Origin of the sequence: Ferrimonas marina, assembly GCF_900129905.1 — a bacterium.
In the GTDB taxonomy this organism is placed as follows: Bacteria; Pseudomonadota; Gammaproteobacteria; order Enterobacterales; family Shewanellaceae; genus Ferrimonas; species Ferrimonas marina.
Genome location: NZ_FQXG01000004.1, coordinates 355,702 through 369,684, shown reverse-complemented (window position 1 = coordinate 369,684; position 13,983 = coordinate 355,702). Strand labels below are relative to the sequence as shown.

The 13,983-nt window shown below is 61.6% G+C and carries 12 protein-coding genes; 6 read left to right on the top strand and 6 right to left on the bottom strand.

What is annotated here, in order from left to right; all coding sequences use genetic code 11:
* Positions 1-23: 23 nt before the first annotated feature.
* On the bottom strand, positions 24-1,865 hold the full coding sequence (locus tag BUC04_RS11745; protein ID WP_067657184.1) for a methyl-accepting chemotaxis protein: 1,842 nt from the start codon (positions 1,863-1,865) through the stop codon (positions 24-26).
* A gap of 237 nt (positions 1,866-2,102) precedes the next feature.
* On the opposite strand from BUC04_RS11745, the gene prfB reads away from it, so the two are divergent.
* The 3 genes from prfB to BUC04_RS11730 all read left to right on the top strand — a co-directional run bounded on the left by prfB (position 2,103) and on the right by BUC04_RS11730 (position 5,238).
* A protein-coding gene (prfB, locus tag BUC04_RS11740) for a peptide chain release factor 2 (RefSeq protein WP_143165692.1) occupies positions 2,103-3,201 on the top strand; the annotation gives its coding sequence in 2 pieces (ribosomal slippage) (positions 2,103-2,177 and positions 2,179-3,201; 1,098 coding nt in all).
* 22 nt (positions 3,202-3,223) lie between these two features.
* The gene (gene lysS / locus BUC04_RS11735; protein ID WP_067657181.1) at positions 3,224-4,738 is read left to right on the top strand and encodes a lysine--tRNA ligase; all 1,515 of its coding nucleotides are present in this window, start codon (positions 3,224-3,226) and stop codon (positions 4,736-4,738) included.
* Between the two features lie 86 nt (positions 4,739-4,824).
* Positions 4,825-5,238 (top strand): GNAT family N-acetyltransferase, encoded by a 414-nt coding sequence (locus tag BUC04_RS11730; protein ID WP_067657178.1) that lies wholly within the window; start codon positions 4,825-4,827, stop codon positions 5,236-5,238.
* A 19-nt stretch (positions 5,239-5,257) separates the two neighbouring features.
* On the opposite strand, the gene BUC04_RS11725 is transcribed toward BUC04_RS11730, so the two are convergent.
* Both BUC04_RS11725 and BUC04_RS11720 read right to left on the bottom strand, forming a co-directional pair.
* Positions 5,258-5,638, bottom strand: a complete 381-nt coding sequence (locus BUC04_RS11725; RefSeq protein WP_067657175.1) for a hypothetical protein — start codon at positions 5,636-5,638, stop codon at positions 5,258-5,260.
* 80 nt (positions 5,639-5,718) lie between these two features.
* On the bottom strand, positions 5,719-6,213 hold the full coding sequence (locus BUC04_RS11720) for a hypothetical protein (RefSeq protein ID WP_067657172.1): 495 nt from the start codon (positions 6,211-6,213) through the stop codon (positions 5,719-5,721).
* 282 nt (positions 6,214-6,495) lie between these two features.
* Between BUC04_RS11720 and BUC04_RS11710 the strand changes: the two genes are divergently transcribed.
* Positions 6,496-7,794 carry an SLC13 family permease gene (locus BUC04_RS11710; RefSeq protein ID WP_159437693.1) on the top strand — a complete coding sequence of 433 codons (1,299 nt, stop codon included), beginning with the start codon at positions 6,496-6,498 and terminating at the stop codon, positions 7,792-7,794.
* On the opposite strand, the gene BUC04_RS11705 is transcribed toward BUC04_RS11710, so the two are convergent.
* Together BUC04_RS11705 and BUC04_RS11700 are read right to left on the bottom strand one after the other, a co-directional pair.
* Complete coding sequence (locus BUC04_RS11705; protein ID WP_067657163.1) at positions 7,784-8,674, bottom strand: LysR family transcriptional regulator; 891 nt, start codon at positions 8,672-8,674, stop codon at positions 7,784-7,786. The two genes, BUC04_RS11710 and BUC04_RS11705, sit on opposite strands and share 11 nt — an antisense overlap.
* A 175-nt stretch (positions 8,675-8,849) precedes the next feature.
* Positions 8,850-10,625: a flavocytochrome c gene (locus BUC04_RS11700; RefSeq protein ID WP_067657160.1), complete on the bottom strand. Its 1,776-nt coding sequence runs from the start codon at positions 10,623-10,625 to the stop codon at positions 8,850-8,852.
* A gap of 279 nt (positions 10,626-10,904) precedes the next feature.
* On the opposite strand from BUC04_RS11700, the gene BUC04_RS11695 reads away from it, so the two are divergent.
* Positions 10,905-11,921 carry a porin gene (locus BUC04_RS11695; protein ID WP_067657156.1) on the top strand — a complete coding sequence of 339 codons (1,017 nt, stop codon included), beginning with the start codon at positions 10,905-10,907 and terminating at the stop codon, positions 11,919-11,921.
* A gap of 227 nt (positions 11,922-12,148) precedes the next feature.
* Complete coding sequence (locus BUC04_RS11690) at positions 12,149-13,459, top strand: NAD(P)/FAD-dependent oxidoreductase (protein WP_067657153.1); 1,311 nt, start codon at positions 12,149-12,151, stop codon at positions 13,457-13,459.
* A 25-nt stretch (positions 13,460-13,484) separates the two neighbouring features.
* Here the strand turns inward: BUC04_RS11690 and BUC04_RS11685 are convergent, their stop codons facing one another.
* The gene (locus BUC04_RS11685) at positions 13,485-13,982 is read right to left on the bottom strand and encodes a SixA phosphatase family protein (protein ID WP_067657150.1); all 498 of its coding nucleotides are present in this window, start codon (positions 13,980-13,982) and stop codon (positions 13,485-13,487) included.
* Between the last annotated feature and the right edge of the window lies 1 nt (position 13,983).

The window sequence follows — 13,983 nt, the reverse complement described above, 5'->3', positions numbered from 1 at the left end:
GCGACCCGGCTGGGTGGGGTGGCTTAGAGGCGGAAAGCACTGACCCGCTGGGTCAGTTGGTCGGCCTTGTCCTGCAGTTGCTGGGCTTCGCTCTCACCCTGTTGGGCTTCGGTCGCCAGCGACTGGCCGCTGTCTGCCATGCGCCGGGTGTTGTGGTGGATCTCACCCGCTACCTGGGTTTGCTCCTCCACCGCGGTGGCGATCTGGGTGGCCATGTCGGAGATGGCATTGACCGCCTGGGTGATCTCCCCCAGAGCCAGGTTGGCCGCCTCGGTGTCGGCCACGCTGGAGTGGGCCAATTCACGGCTGGCGTCCATCTGTGCCACGGCTTCGCTGGTGGTGCTTTGCAGGGTTTCGATGGTGGCCTGGATCTCCTCGGTGCTCTGCTGGGTGCGCTGGGACAGCAGCCGCACCTCGTCGGCGACCACGGCAAAGCCCCGGCCCTGTTCCCCGGCCCGGGCCGCCTCGATGGCGGCGTTCAGCGCCAGCAGGTTGGTCTGCTCGGCGATGCCCTGGATGGTGGCGAGGATCCCGGAGATGGCCTGGGTGTGGGCCTTGAGCTGGTTGATCACCGTGGTGGCCTGCTCAATCTCGCCGGCCAGGCGCTGCACCGTTTGGCCGCTCTCCGACACCACCGCTTGGCCCTGTTGCGAGCTGGTGGCGGATTGCTGGGCGGCAGCGGCGGTCTGCTCGGCGTTGCGGGCGATCTCCTCGGTGGCCGCCGTCATCTGGGTGATGGCGGTGGCCAGCTGGCTCAGCTCTCCCTGCTGACTCTGCATCACGGCGGCGCTGCGGCTGCTGCGTTCCAGCGCATGACGGGCGTCGCTGCTGACCTCGCCACTGACGCTGCGGATCTGTTGGATCAGGCCGTGCTGTACCTCGAGGAAGCGGTTGAAGTCCTGGGCCAGGCGGCCGATCTCATCGTTCTGTTTCAGCTCGATGCGCTGGGTCAGGTCGCCGTTGCCCTCGGCGATCGCCTTCAAAGCGTGGGAGACCTGCTGCAGCGGCTTGAGCAGGTGACGGATGCACAGCACCAGCACGGTCAGCACCAGCCCCAGGAACAGGGCGATGGCGGGGATCTTGACCTTAGTGCTGTCGTTGAGCGGCGCCATCACCGAGGCCTCATCCAGCATCACCAGCAGGTGCCAGTCGCTGTTGGCCACCGGGCTGGCCCACAGCCAGTAGCCCTGGTTGTCGCCATCCTGTACCGATTGCATGCCGGCGACCAGCGCACTGCCATTAAGCCGCAGTCGCTCGCTCAGGGGGCGATCCTGCCACTGGTTCTGATCGCTGCCGATGATGCGATTGCCCTGGACCAGCAGTAGCTGCCCCTTGGCCGGCAGGTCGATCGCCTGCAGGCTGCTGGCCAGGCGCTCCAGCGGTAGATCGCCGGCTACCACCCCAGTGGCCACCGGCTGAGCCAGGGTTACCACCTGGGTGCCGTAACCGATGTCGGTGTAGGGCTCGGTCACGATCGCCTGCTGTTGCTGCCAGGCCAGCTGGTACCAGGGGCGCTGGCGCGGATCGGTATCGCCCCAGTCGACGCTGGGGTCTGAGTCCAGCACCTGACCGTCTCGGCCACCAAAGTAGACCGCGGCAAAATCGCCGGAGGCCTCGGCCTGTTGCAAGCTGGCCACGGCATTGGCGTCGAGTGACACCGCCGCCAGGCGGTCCTGGTGGCTTTGCAGCCAATCGGCGATCTGACGGGTTTGTTGCTGGGCCAGGACCTGAACCTGCTGGTCCAGTCGCTGCTGCAGCAGGCGCTTGTCGTTGTTATAGGAGAGCACCAGAACCAGTGCCACCGCACTGGAGCAGAGCAACGCGATGGCCAGGGCCACCTTGTGACTGAGGGAGGAGAGGGTCATGTTTACATCTTCTTCGGTACTGCAGTAATTCAGGGAACAGGAGAATTACTTCCGCTTAACTTGGTTTATCGACGGCTTGACCCACAACTTGAGAAAATGTCGTTCATGTGACCATGAAAAGCTTTATGCCGAGCGTTGCGCATTCGGACGACGGCAGACTGGGCAGCATGGCCCGGTTTCGGTTAGAATTTCGGGTTTGCATTTGACCGTAATTCTTTTCACTGCAGTAGGACGAATATGTTCGAAATCAATCCGGTGCTGAACGGCATCAAGGAGCTGTCTGAGCGGACAGCACTCCTTAGGGGGTACCTTTGACTATGACGCCAAGAAAGAGCGTCTAGAAGAGGTTAACGCGGAGCTGGAGCAGCCCGACGTCTGGAACGAGCCTGAGCGTGCCCAGGAGCTGGGCCGTGAGCGCAGCAGCCTGGAGGTGGTGGTCAAAACCATCGACGATCTGGAGCAGGGGCTCGAGGACGTAGGCGAGCTGGTCGAGCTGGCTGTCGAAGAGCAGGACGAGGACAGCTTCGAGGAGGCCAAGGGCGAACTCGAAGGCCTGGAGGGCCAGCTGGAGAAGCTGGAGTTCCGCCGTATGTTCTCCGGTGCCCAGGATGAAAACGACGCCTACCTGGATCTGCAAGCCGGCTCCGGCGGCACCGAGGCCCAGGACTGGTGCAACATGCTGCTGCGCATGTACCTGCGCTGGGCCGAAGCCAAGGGCTTTAAGGCGGAGATCATCGAGGCCTCCGACGGCGACGTTGCCGGCATCAAGAGTGCCACCGTGCGGATCTCCGGTGAGTACGCCTACGGCTGGTTGCGCACCGAGACCGGGGTGCACCGCCTGGTACGGAAATCGCCGTTTGATTCTGGCGGTCGTCGCCACACCTCCTTCTCTTCCGCGTTTATCTACCCGGAAGTGGATGACAACATCGCCATCGACATCAACCCGGCGGAGCTGCGTATCGACGTTTACCGCGCCTCCGGTGCCGGTGGTCAGCACGTGAACACCACCGAATCCGCGGTGCGTATCACTCACTTGCCCACCAACACCGTGGTGCAGTGTCAGAATGAGCGCTCCCAGCACAAGAACAAAGACCAGGCGATGAAGCAGCTGAAAGCCAAGCTGTTCGAGCTGGAGCTGCAGAAGCAGAACGCGGAGAAGCAGGCCGCCGAGGACGCCAAGTCCGACATCGGCTGGGGCAGCCAGATCCGCTCCTACGTGCTGGATGACTCCCGCATCAAGGATCTGCGTACCGGGGTTGAGACCCGCAACACCCAGGCGGTGCTGGATGGCGATCTGGATCGCTTCATCGAAGCCAGCCTCAAGTCCGGCTTGTAACGAGCGGCAGTAAGGATTGAAGATGACTGAACAAACCCAAGACGAGAACAAGTTGATCGCCGAGCGTCGCGCCAAGCTGGATACCATCCGCGAAAACTGCGACGCCAACGGTCACCCGAATACCTGGCGCCCGACCCATCAGGCTGCGGATCTGCAGGCTGAGTTTGGTGAAAACACCAAGGAAGAGCTGGCTGAGGCTGGCCACATTGTCTCCATCGCTGGCCGTATCATGGCCAAGCGTGGCCCCTTCCTGGCGATCCAGGACGTGTCCGGTCGCATCCAGGGCTACGCCTCCAAGGACGTGCAGAAAGAACTCAAGGCCATCGGTGGCCTGGATATCGGTGACATCATCGGTATCAAGGGGCAGCTGCACCTGTCCGGCAAGGGCGATCTGTACGTCGACATGGGCGAGTACCAGCTGCTGACTAAGGCGCTGCGCCCGCTGCCGGAGAAGTTCCACGGCCTGACCGACCAGGAACAGCGCTATCGTCAGCGCTACGTTGACCTGATCGTCAACGAGGACTCCCGTCGTGCCTTTAAGATCCGCTCTCAACTGGTGGCCGGGATCCGCCGCTTCATGGAGTCCAAAAACTTCATGGAGGTGGAAACCCCGATGATGCAGGTGATCCCCGGCGGCGCGTCTGCCCGTCCTTTCATCACCCATCACAATGCGCTGGACCAGCAGATGTTCCTGCGTATCGCCCCGGAGCTGTACCTGAAGCGCCTGGTGGTGGGCGGCTTTGATCGCGTATTCGAGATCAACCGCAACTTCCGCAACGAAGGCCTGTCCCCTCGTCACAACCCCGAGTTCACCATGATGGAGTTCTACATGGCGTACGCGGATTACAATGACCTGATGGACCTGACCGAAGAGATGCTCTCCACCGTGGCGGTGGAAGTGCTGGGCAGCTCCTCCATGCCCTACGGTGACGAGACCGTGGAGTTTGGTGGCCAGTACCCGCGCCTGAGCATGCTGGAGGCGACCAAGCAGTACAACCCGGACAACGCCCTGATCCAGGCGCTGGATTACGACAAGGTGCAGGACCGTGATTACATGGTGGAGATCGCCAAGTCGCTGGACATCTACGTCGAGAAGTTCTGGACCTGTGGCCAGCTGCTGGAGGAGATCTTCGGTGAGACCGCCGAGCCTCAGCTGATCCAGCCGACCTTCATCACCGAGTACCCGGCGGACATCTCACCGCTGGCTCGTCGTAATGACCACAACCCGTTCATCACCGACCGCTTCGAGTTCTTCGTTGGTGGCCGTGAGGTGGCCAACGGTTTCTCCGAGCTGAACGACGCCGAGGATCAGAAGCAGCGCTTCCTGGCCCAGGTGGACGCTAAGGACGCCGGTGACGACGAGGCGATGTACTTCGACGAGGACTACATCACCGCACTGGAGCACGGCCTGCCGCCGACCGCCGGTCAGGGCATCGGTATCGACCGTCTGGCGATGCTGTTTACCAACACCCACACCATCCGTGATGTGGTGCTGTTCCCGGCGATGCGCCCCCAGGGCGGCCAAAAGCCGGAGTGATCCGTCGCTGAATGAATAAACCCGCCGCAAGGCGGGTTTTTTTATGGCTGCAATACTTGGCTGAGGCATCGGGAGGCGGTGAGGCAATGGACTACATCGAGGCGTATGACGACTGGCAGGCGTTGGCGCAGCTGTATCAACGCACCGGCTTTGACAATAAATCGCCTGAACGGTTGGCGCGGCTGTTTCAGGCCAGCCAGTACAAGCTGTTTGGGCTGGACCAGGGCCAACTGGTGGCGGCCGCGCGGGCCTTCTCCGATGGCGGAGACTGTGCGGTGATCGCCGACGTGGCCGTGTTGCCGCCCTACCATGGCGAGGGGCTGGGGCGGGAGCTGGTGCGCCACCTGCTGGCGATGCTGCCGCAACACGAGCGGGTGCTGCTGTTTTGCTTGCCGGACCGGATGCCCTTCTATCGCCAGCTGGGCTTTGTGCCAATGACCACAGCCCTTTGCCTATTTCGGGATCCACAGCAGGCCCGGACACAGGGCCTGATTGACTGAACGGCGCGGTTAGAACGACCTAGTTGAGGCCCAGCAGGATCAATACACTGGACAGCACGCCGGCGACCGCGGGCAGCAACACCCGGGTACTTTTCTCCAAAGGTAGGATCAATACCACGTACTGCAGGGTCATCAGGATCCAGATGGCGCAGATAAACCACTGCAGGTGAGGATGGATGGGGATGGCTCCCAGACCCTCCAACAGCAGCAGCAAGCTGAGAGAGAGAAGCATCAATGAGCCTGTGTGCCAGAAAAAGGTGAGCAGCAGGCGCATAGCGTCATCGTCGTTACTGCCACTGTCAGCGGAAAGGCGCTGCTTGAGCCTTGAGTAGCCCATAGAGATATGGGCGCCAGCCCCGACCAAACCCACCAGTCCGGCAAGCACATAGAAGGTGTTCATCCCGATTCTCCCTGGATTGAGGTCTCTCCAGTGTAGTCAGTTTGAACCCTTGGGCTGGTGCTTTACCTTGGGAGAGCGAGTTAGGCCCCCTGGCTGATGCTCAGGCCCGGCTTGAGGCTGTGTTCCCGTGCCAGACCCTGTTCATCGAGCCAGTTCAAGATAATACGGCGTGGTCCCGCCGCTTCGCCTTCGCTGCCGTACAGCGGCAGATCCACCGACTGGAAGCAATCCAACTGCTCCAGCGGAAAGTACTGGGCCAGCACCGGCTCCGGCAGCTGGTCCGTCGGGGTGGGCAGGGTCAACGTCAGGTTCAGCAGCGGCTCGTTGCCGCAGTTCCAGATCTTCAGCCGGCGCTGGCCGTTGGCGTCCTTGATAAAGTGGGCCGCAACCGGTGCGTGGCGCACGTCAAACTCCGGGTGCGCCTCGCGCTCGAGCACCGGCGTATCATTGCCGTCTCGGGATGATGAAGCGGTAAGCTTGGAGCGGAAATCCCAACCATTGGGAAGATGATGCCGAAGGGCGGCATAGATGCTCAGGGCAAGCGCCAGAAAGAGCAGGAAGTCGCGCCAATCCATGATTCGTAACCTCGCCAGGACAGTGGCCAAAAAACTCGAAATGCACTCCGTGAAGGAGGGGGGTTACGCGCTCGTCCATGAGTTGTGCGTTGCGACGCTAGATAATCATAAATTAAGCGCAATCGCAAAAAAAAGGCCGGTTTTTGAGGCGCTACCACCACAGAGCCCAAGAGACGAGAGACGCATAACGATGAGCGAGGCTGGGAGCTGGCTCGCAGCCTCGGCAGCGGGATCTGGCTATGCTGAGTCGATCGAGAATGAATCGGTATGGGAGTCGCAGGGTTGCGCACATTGTTAGTCTGTCTGGTGGCCGGGATGAGTGCGGCGCTGTTGCTGTTGCCTTTGTCCCCGCTGGTTCAGTGCGCCCTGCTGTTTCTGGTTGCCGCCATCACCTGGTGCACCCCGGCGCTGCCCCACACCAGTGCGATGCTGTTGATCCCGGCCCTGGCGTTGGCCCTGGGGCTGGTGGATTGGGCCGGGGTTGGCCAGGTGCTGCTCTCTCCCATCTTTTCGGTGTTCCTGTTCAGCTTCCTGTTGGCGGCGCTGTTTCGCGATCTGGCGCTGGATCGTATTGCCCTGAACAACCTGTTGGTGTGGTCCAGCGGCAGCGAACGCCGAGCGGCGGTGGCGCTGCTGATCTCCAGTGGACTGCTGTCGATGTGGACCAGTAACACCGCTGCGGCATCGCTGATGCTGCCGGTGGCTCTGGCCATCGGTGGCATGGGCCAGGACAGCGATAACGGCCGCTTCCTGGCCATCGGCGTAATCTACTCCATCGTCTATTGGGGCGTGACCACCTTTGCCGGTAGCAAGGTGAATCTGCTGGTGGCCGGCGCCACCGATTTCGACTTTGTCGGCTGGATGGCGTTGACCATTCCCCTGGTGTCGCTGCTCTGGGCGTTGTCGATGGCCTGGTTGTGGTGGCTGTACCGTCCGCGCTTTGCCCAGGTGCCGGTGCCGGCCGGCTGGCAGTGGACCAACCTGAAGCAGAGCCTGGCGGTGGCGGTAGTGGCACTCACCCTGGTCAGTTGGGCACTGGTCGGGATCCACCGCCCCGATGCCCGCGGCCTGATGACCGCCATTCCCTTAGCAGGGGCGCTGGCGTTTCTGCTGCTGGGCTTGATTGGGCCAAAGCGGGCCTGGCAGGCGGTCAACTGGCGTATTTTGGCGATCTTTGTCGCCTCGATGGTGCTGGGCAAGATCGCCAGCCAGGTGGCGCTGGGGCAGGTGCTGTTTCAATGGACCGAGCAGTTTCTTGGTCAGCTCGGGCCCATCGCCGTCATCCTGGGGGTGATCCTGCTGGTGCTGGTGCTGACCGAGTTCATCAGTAACTTTGCCACTGCGGCCCTGGTGACGCCGATCCTGGTCAGCTATCTGGCACCCATGGGACTGGGGCAGGGCAGCATCGCCCTGCTGCTGGGAGTAGTGTGCGCCAGCGCCTTCGTGTTGCCCTCGGCCACGCCGGCGATGGGGATGCTGCACGCCAGTGGCGCGGTGCGCCAGCGGGAACTCAGTATCAGCGGTTTGCCGCTGAAGCTGATGGTGCTGGTGGCGATGTTGCTGGTGGTGATCAGGGCTTAGTGAGGGAGATGCGACAGAACTCCAGCAATTTACCCAGCAGGGGATTGCTGTTGTCCTGGCGGTAAACCACGTACAGGTTCTGCTCCTCCTGGGGCACACTCTGACCCAGCTCCACCAGGTCGCCGCGCACCAACTCCTCCTCCACCGCCGGCAGCGGCAGGATGGAGAGCCCCAGGCCGGTGCCCACCGCCCGCTTGATCGCGCCCATGGTGGACATGGTGATCACCCGCTTGGCCACGATCTCGTTGAGCCGCAGCAACTCCATCGCCTCGCGATAGTTCTGACTGCCCTCCTTGTCGAGGATCCAGGTGGCCTCCGACAGTCGGGCGGGATCGCTGTGGCGACCGTAGTGGGGCTGGTTCTGGCTGGCGACGATGCAGCGTCGATTGGAGCGCCAGGGCAGGCAGCACAGCTCGGCATCGGCGGGGATGTGGCCGACAAAGGCGACGTCCAGCTCCCGCAGGCTGACCTGTTCGTTGCAGCTAATGCTGTCACCGATCTCCAGGCTGAAGCGACAATCCGGGTAATGGTTTTGAAACGCCGGCAGCTTGCGCGACAGGATGTAGTTGCCGGCGGTCTTGTTGGCGCCGATCCGCAGACTGCCCTGCTGCAGCGCCCCGTCATCACTCATCATCTGTTCGATCTGCCGCACTTTGGAAAGGATCTCGTTGACGTAGGGCTCCATCGCCGAGGCCTTCTCGGTGGGCAGCAATCCGGTGCTATGGCGGCTGAACAGCTGTTGGTCCAACGCCGATTCCAGCTCCTTCAGATTCATACTGACCGCGGGCACCGACAGGTGCAGCCGCTTGGCGGCCTTGGAGATCTGGCGGGACTCGTTGACGGCCTTGAACACCGCAAGCTGTTTGAGGGTAATGCGCATAGCCACTCCGGGTTGAACGAGGCTCTCAGTCTGGCAGAACCGGCGGTGGAGAGAAGGGAGTTGTTCTTGAAATGTTACGACGGTCACTGGATGGCGTTCCCAAAGAGAAAAAGAGCATCAAAAAAGGGCCGGCAAATGCCGGCCCAAGGATGATGAAGGGAGAGTGGACGGTGGATCAGTCGGCCACGTAGGCGGCGGCGCTGTCACCGGCAATGCGACCGAACACCACGGTGTCGGCGATGGCGTTGCCCCCCAGACGGTTGTGGCCGTGGACGCCACCGGTGGCTTCGCCGGCGGCGAACAGACCGGGGATCACCTTGCCGTTATCGTCTTTCACCTGGGCGGAGGTGTTGATGCTGATGCCGCCCATGGTGTGGTGCACACCGGGGTTCACGGCAACGGCGTAGTACGGAGCCTGGGTGATGGAGACCGGCATGTTGTCACGGCCGAACTCTTCATCCTTACCATTCTCACGGTAGCGGTTGTAGTCCGCCACGGTCTTGCTCAGCACCTCCGGCTTCATGCCGGTCTGCTTGGCCAGTTCCTCAATGGTGTTGGCTTCTACCATCATGCCCAGATCCTTGTAGCCGCGGATCATGGAGGACTTCTTCAGCAGCTGCTCATCCATCACCAGCCAGGAGTATTGCTCCGGCTCTTTCAGGGTGGCCTGGGAGGCCTTGTCGCGGGTGGTCAGTTCGTTGACGTAGCGCTTACCGTTGACGTTCACCATGATGGCGCCCACGCCCCGTACGGTCTCAGAGACCAGGATGCGGCTGCCTTTGCCGATGGTCGGGTGTGCCTGTACCCACTCGATGTCGACCATGCCAGCGCCCACCTCTTCGGCCAGCTTGAGGCCATCGCCGGTGGCGGTGACGTTGTTGGAGGAGGACATGCCGGCAAACTGCGGGCGGTACTCGGCAAACATCTTCTCGTTGTAGCCGAAGCCACCGGTGGCCATCACCACGGCTTTGGCTTCGATCAGGTAGTAACCGCTGTGCTTACCATGAACCACCACGCCGCTGATCTTGCCGTTTTCGTCACGCAGTACCTTTTCGGCACGGGAGTTAACGCGGGTTTCAATGTTGCGTTTGTTGGCGGCGTTACGCAGGGTCTCCACGATGTGCGGACCTACGCTGGCGCCGTCGGAGGGACGGTGGGTCCGGTCAACCCGGGCACCACCGGAGCGCTTCAGATCGCCCATATCGGCACCCAGGGACTCCAGCCAGGCGATGCCGTCAGCGGATTGCTCGCCCATCACCCGTACCAGGTCCACATCGTTGGCACCGCGGCCGCCTTTGAGGGCGTCCTCGACGAACCAGTCGACGCTGTCCTTGATGCCTTTCTTTTCCATCAGCGGGGTACCGGTGGCGTTGTAGCCGCCCGCCGCCAGCATGGAGTTACCGCCGCTGAACATGTGTTTTTCCAGCAGGATGACGTTGGCACCGGCCTCATGGGCGCTGATGGCGGCGTTGAAGCCGGCGCTGCCGGCACCGATGACTACCACGTCGACGCTCTCTTTCGGGCCCTTGGCGATGGCCTGCTCAATCTTGTCCTGATCGAAGCCGGTGAAGGCCGGCTTGCGCTCTTTGCCGGTGTTGGCAAAGGGCATATCGTCGTGCTCGAAGGAGTGGCAGTCATTACAGACGTACTGCGGTTCCGCGTGGCCGGTGTGGCAGCTGGTGCAGTTGATGGTGCCCAGGTGAGAGGCGTGCGGGTCAAAGTGGTTGGCGTGGCCCGGTTCGGCCAGATCTTCCAGGCCACCGTGGCAGCTGACGCAGCTGGCGTTCTCATGGGTCTCGCTGTCGGACACCTTGATCGGCTTGGTGTGGCAGGCGTCGCAACCCAGCATGTCACTGTGGTGCTTGGCCAGGGTCGGCTGGGCCGCATGAATGGAGAAGGTGGCGCCAACGGCAAAGGCGAGGGCGGTGATGCGCAGTAGATTATTTTTCATCGGACTTTCCTGCATAGACATGTTTGTTTTGCCAAAAGCATATAGAGAGATGGTCCGGTAAAAATCAGATCTGGATCACGTTTGCTCACCGGTGAGTCTCTATTAAATTAAGCCGGTTTAAGCATTTCTTAAATCAATAAGGCGAAGAAATTTATCCTTTTAGGTTTATTTAATCCGGTTAAGAAATCCTGAATCCCTGGCGAAATAAGCGTGAGGTAAGTCACTTTTCCTGCATGCGGGTCTGACCACCATAAAAGGGCATAAAAATAGGGAGTCATTATGAAAAAACATGCATTTATGGTGCTGGGTCTGGCGATGACCCTACCGGCGCAAGCCGACAGCCCTGAGGTCTATGGTCGCTTCTGGTTGGCGGCAAACCACTCTGACAACGGCCTGGTCTCCAAAGAGAAGGTGGCCGGTGGTGCGCTGGAAAACTACGCCTCCTTCGTCGGTATTAAAGGTGAGGAGCGCCTGAGTGAGACCCTCGCTTTTATTTATAAGTTCGAGGCGGGGTTTGAAAACTTCGACAATAGCGATGATAAAGTGTTCAAGTCGAGAAATACCTATATTGGCTTTGACAGCAGCTATGGTCAGGTGGTGTTTGGCCGCAATGACACGGTATTTAAAAAGACCGAAGGTCGAGTCGATCAGTTCAATATTACTGCTCATGATATGGACCTCTTTATTTCCGGTAATGATCGACTGGGTGATTCCGTTACCTACTACTCTCCTAAGCTGGCCGGGGTTACACTGGGGGCCAGTTACACCCTGAAAGACGACTTTGGTGGCCGCGCCGAGCTGGATGGGGCCAACAACTACGCCATCAGCGCGACCCTGGGCGATCCGCGCCTGAGCTCGGCGGGACATTACCTGGGGGTGAGCTACGCCGATGGCCTCAACGGCCTGGAGGCGGTGCGCGTGGTGGGTGGCATCAAGCTCGGTGCCATCGACCTGGGTGCCCTGTATCAGCACTCCGACTCGCTGGTGTACGACCAGCTGTCCGGCAGCTCGGCGTTGGTCAGTGCTGCCTGGAAGCAGGGCGCGCACACGGTGAAGGCGCAGGCGGTATACGATGACGCCGGCCTGGGCAAGCTGGTGAAGAACGCCGGGGCGGATCTGGACAGTGTCGAAGACGCCGAGTCCTGGGGCGTTTCCCTGGGGTACGACTACAAGCTGAGCAAGCCGCTGACCCTGGGCGCCGCGCTGAGCTACGTGGATGGCGAGTACCGCAGCAACGGCATGACCACCGAATTTGACGACGTGGCGATGACGGTCCACACCAAGTTCCTGTTCTAGGACAGCATTAGTGCATTCATCCGGGGGGCCGACAGGCCCCCTTTTTTGTCCCTACAAGCCGGTGATTGCTGACGTCGGATGAATTTGACTCACTCGCACATCAGTAGAACTCGGTCATCTCCACTGCTTTTGTGCGCTATCGTCGATATCATGATGTTTTTGTGATTAAAGTCGCCGGGTGGTCAGGGCAGCCCTGACACCATAGGCAGCAGCAGAGGGAGTGGAAGATGCGGATCGTCATCGTTGGCGGCGGTGCCGGAGGCCTGGGACTGGCCACCCAACTGGGCCGAAAGCTGGGGCGCCGGGGTAAGGCAGAGGTACTGCTGCTGGATCGCAACCACACCCACATCTGGAAGCCGCTGTTGCACGAGGTGGCGTCCGGTTCGCTGGATGCCGAGGTGGACTCGGTCAGCTACCGGGCCCATGGCCATCGCAACGGCTTCCAGTTCCAGGTGGCGGATGTCACCGGCATCGACCGGCAGCGCCAGACCGTGCAGATCGCGCCCTATTGTGATGAGCAGGGCCAGGAGCTGCTGCCGGCGCGGGAGGAGGCCTACGACTACCTGGTGATGGCCATCGGCGGCCAGACCAACGACTTTGGCGTGGCCGGCGTCGCTGAGCACTGCATCCTGCTGGACTGCCCGCAGCAGGCGCAGCGCTTTCATCGCAACCTGGTTGATCAGTTCCTGCGGGTGAATCGGGCGGTGGCCCAGGGAGATAACGAACAACGCCTGCACGTGGCCATCGTCGGTGGTGGTGCCACCGGGGTGGAGCTGTCGGCGGAGCTGATCAAGGCGCGCCAATGGTTTGCCACCTATGGCCTGACCCACCTGACCCCGGATCACCTCAAGGTGTCGCTGATCGAGGCCGGCCCCAGGCTGTTGCCGGCCTTGAGCGAGCGGATCTCTGTGGCGGCCAAGGCGGAGCTGGAGAAGCTGGGGATCGCGGTGCACACCGATACCCAGGTGGGCCAGGCCACGGCGGCCGGGTTGGAGACCCCGCAAGGGCAGCAATTTGATTGCGACATGATGGTGTGGGCCGCCGGGGTTAAGGCCCCGGATTTCCTCACCGGGCTGACCGGGCTGGAGACTAACCGGGCCAACCAGTTGCTGGTGGAGCCGACCCTGCAGGTGCAGGGGGATGAGCGGATCTTCGCCCTGGGGGATTGCGCCGGACTGGTCCTGGGCGAGCAGGATGGACGGCCGATGTGGGTGCCGCCCCGGGCCCAGAGTGCCCACCAGATGGCCCAGACCGTGGCGCAGAACCTGATCCGCAAGGTCGAGCAGAAGCCACTGAAGCCCTTTGTCTATAAGGACTACGGCTCGCTGGTGTCACTGAGCAACTACACCGCCTTTGGCAAGCTGATGGGGGGGATCGGCAGCGGCAGCCTCAGCGTCGAGGGGCGGATCGCCCGGATGGCGTACATCTCGCTGTATCGCAAGCATCAGATCGCCATCCATGGGATCTGGCGCACCGGCTTGCTGGCCCTGTCTGACGGCTTGAACCAATGGCTGCGACCGAGGATGAAGCTGCACTGAGCTGTCTGCTGACAAAAGGGCCGGCTCAGTCGGTCAGGTCCTTGGGGCGCAAAAAGGCGGTTTGCTGAAAGGGGTGTGCCAGGATATCGGCCCAGTGCGTCAGGGTGGGGCTGACCAGGCGGACATAGCCACAGGTGGGCAGGTTGTTGAGAGTATTATCCCCCAGGGTGTTACACAGCTCGGTCAGGGCAGGATTGTGGCCAACGAGGGTGAGCTGGGCATGTTGGTCGTCCTGCCGGGCCAGCCAGGTCAGCAGGGTGTGGCTGTCAAAGCAGTAAAGCGCGGGTTCTGTTTGCCATTGCAGTGGGCTTGGCAGTGCCAGGCTCAGTTGTTCCAGGGTGGCCTGGGCCCGCCGCGCCGGACTGCAATGGAGATTCTCAAGCCAGCCGGGGCTTTCGGCCAGCGCCGTCGCCATGCGTCGACAGCTGCGCAAACCGCGTTGGTTGAGCGGTCGGTCGATATCCGCCAGTTCCGGCTGGTCCCAGCTGGACTTGGCGTGGCGCAGCAGGTGCAGGGTTTTCATC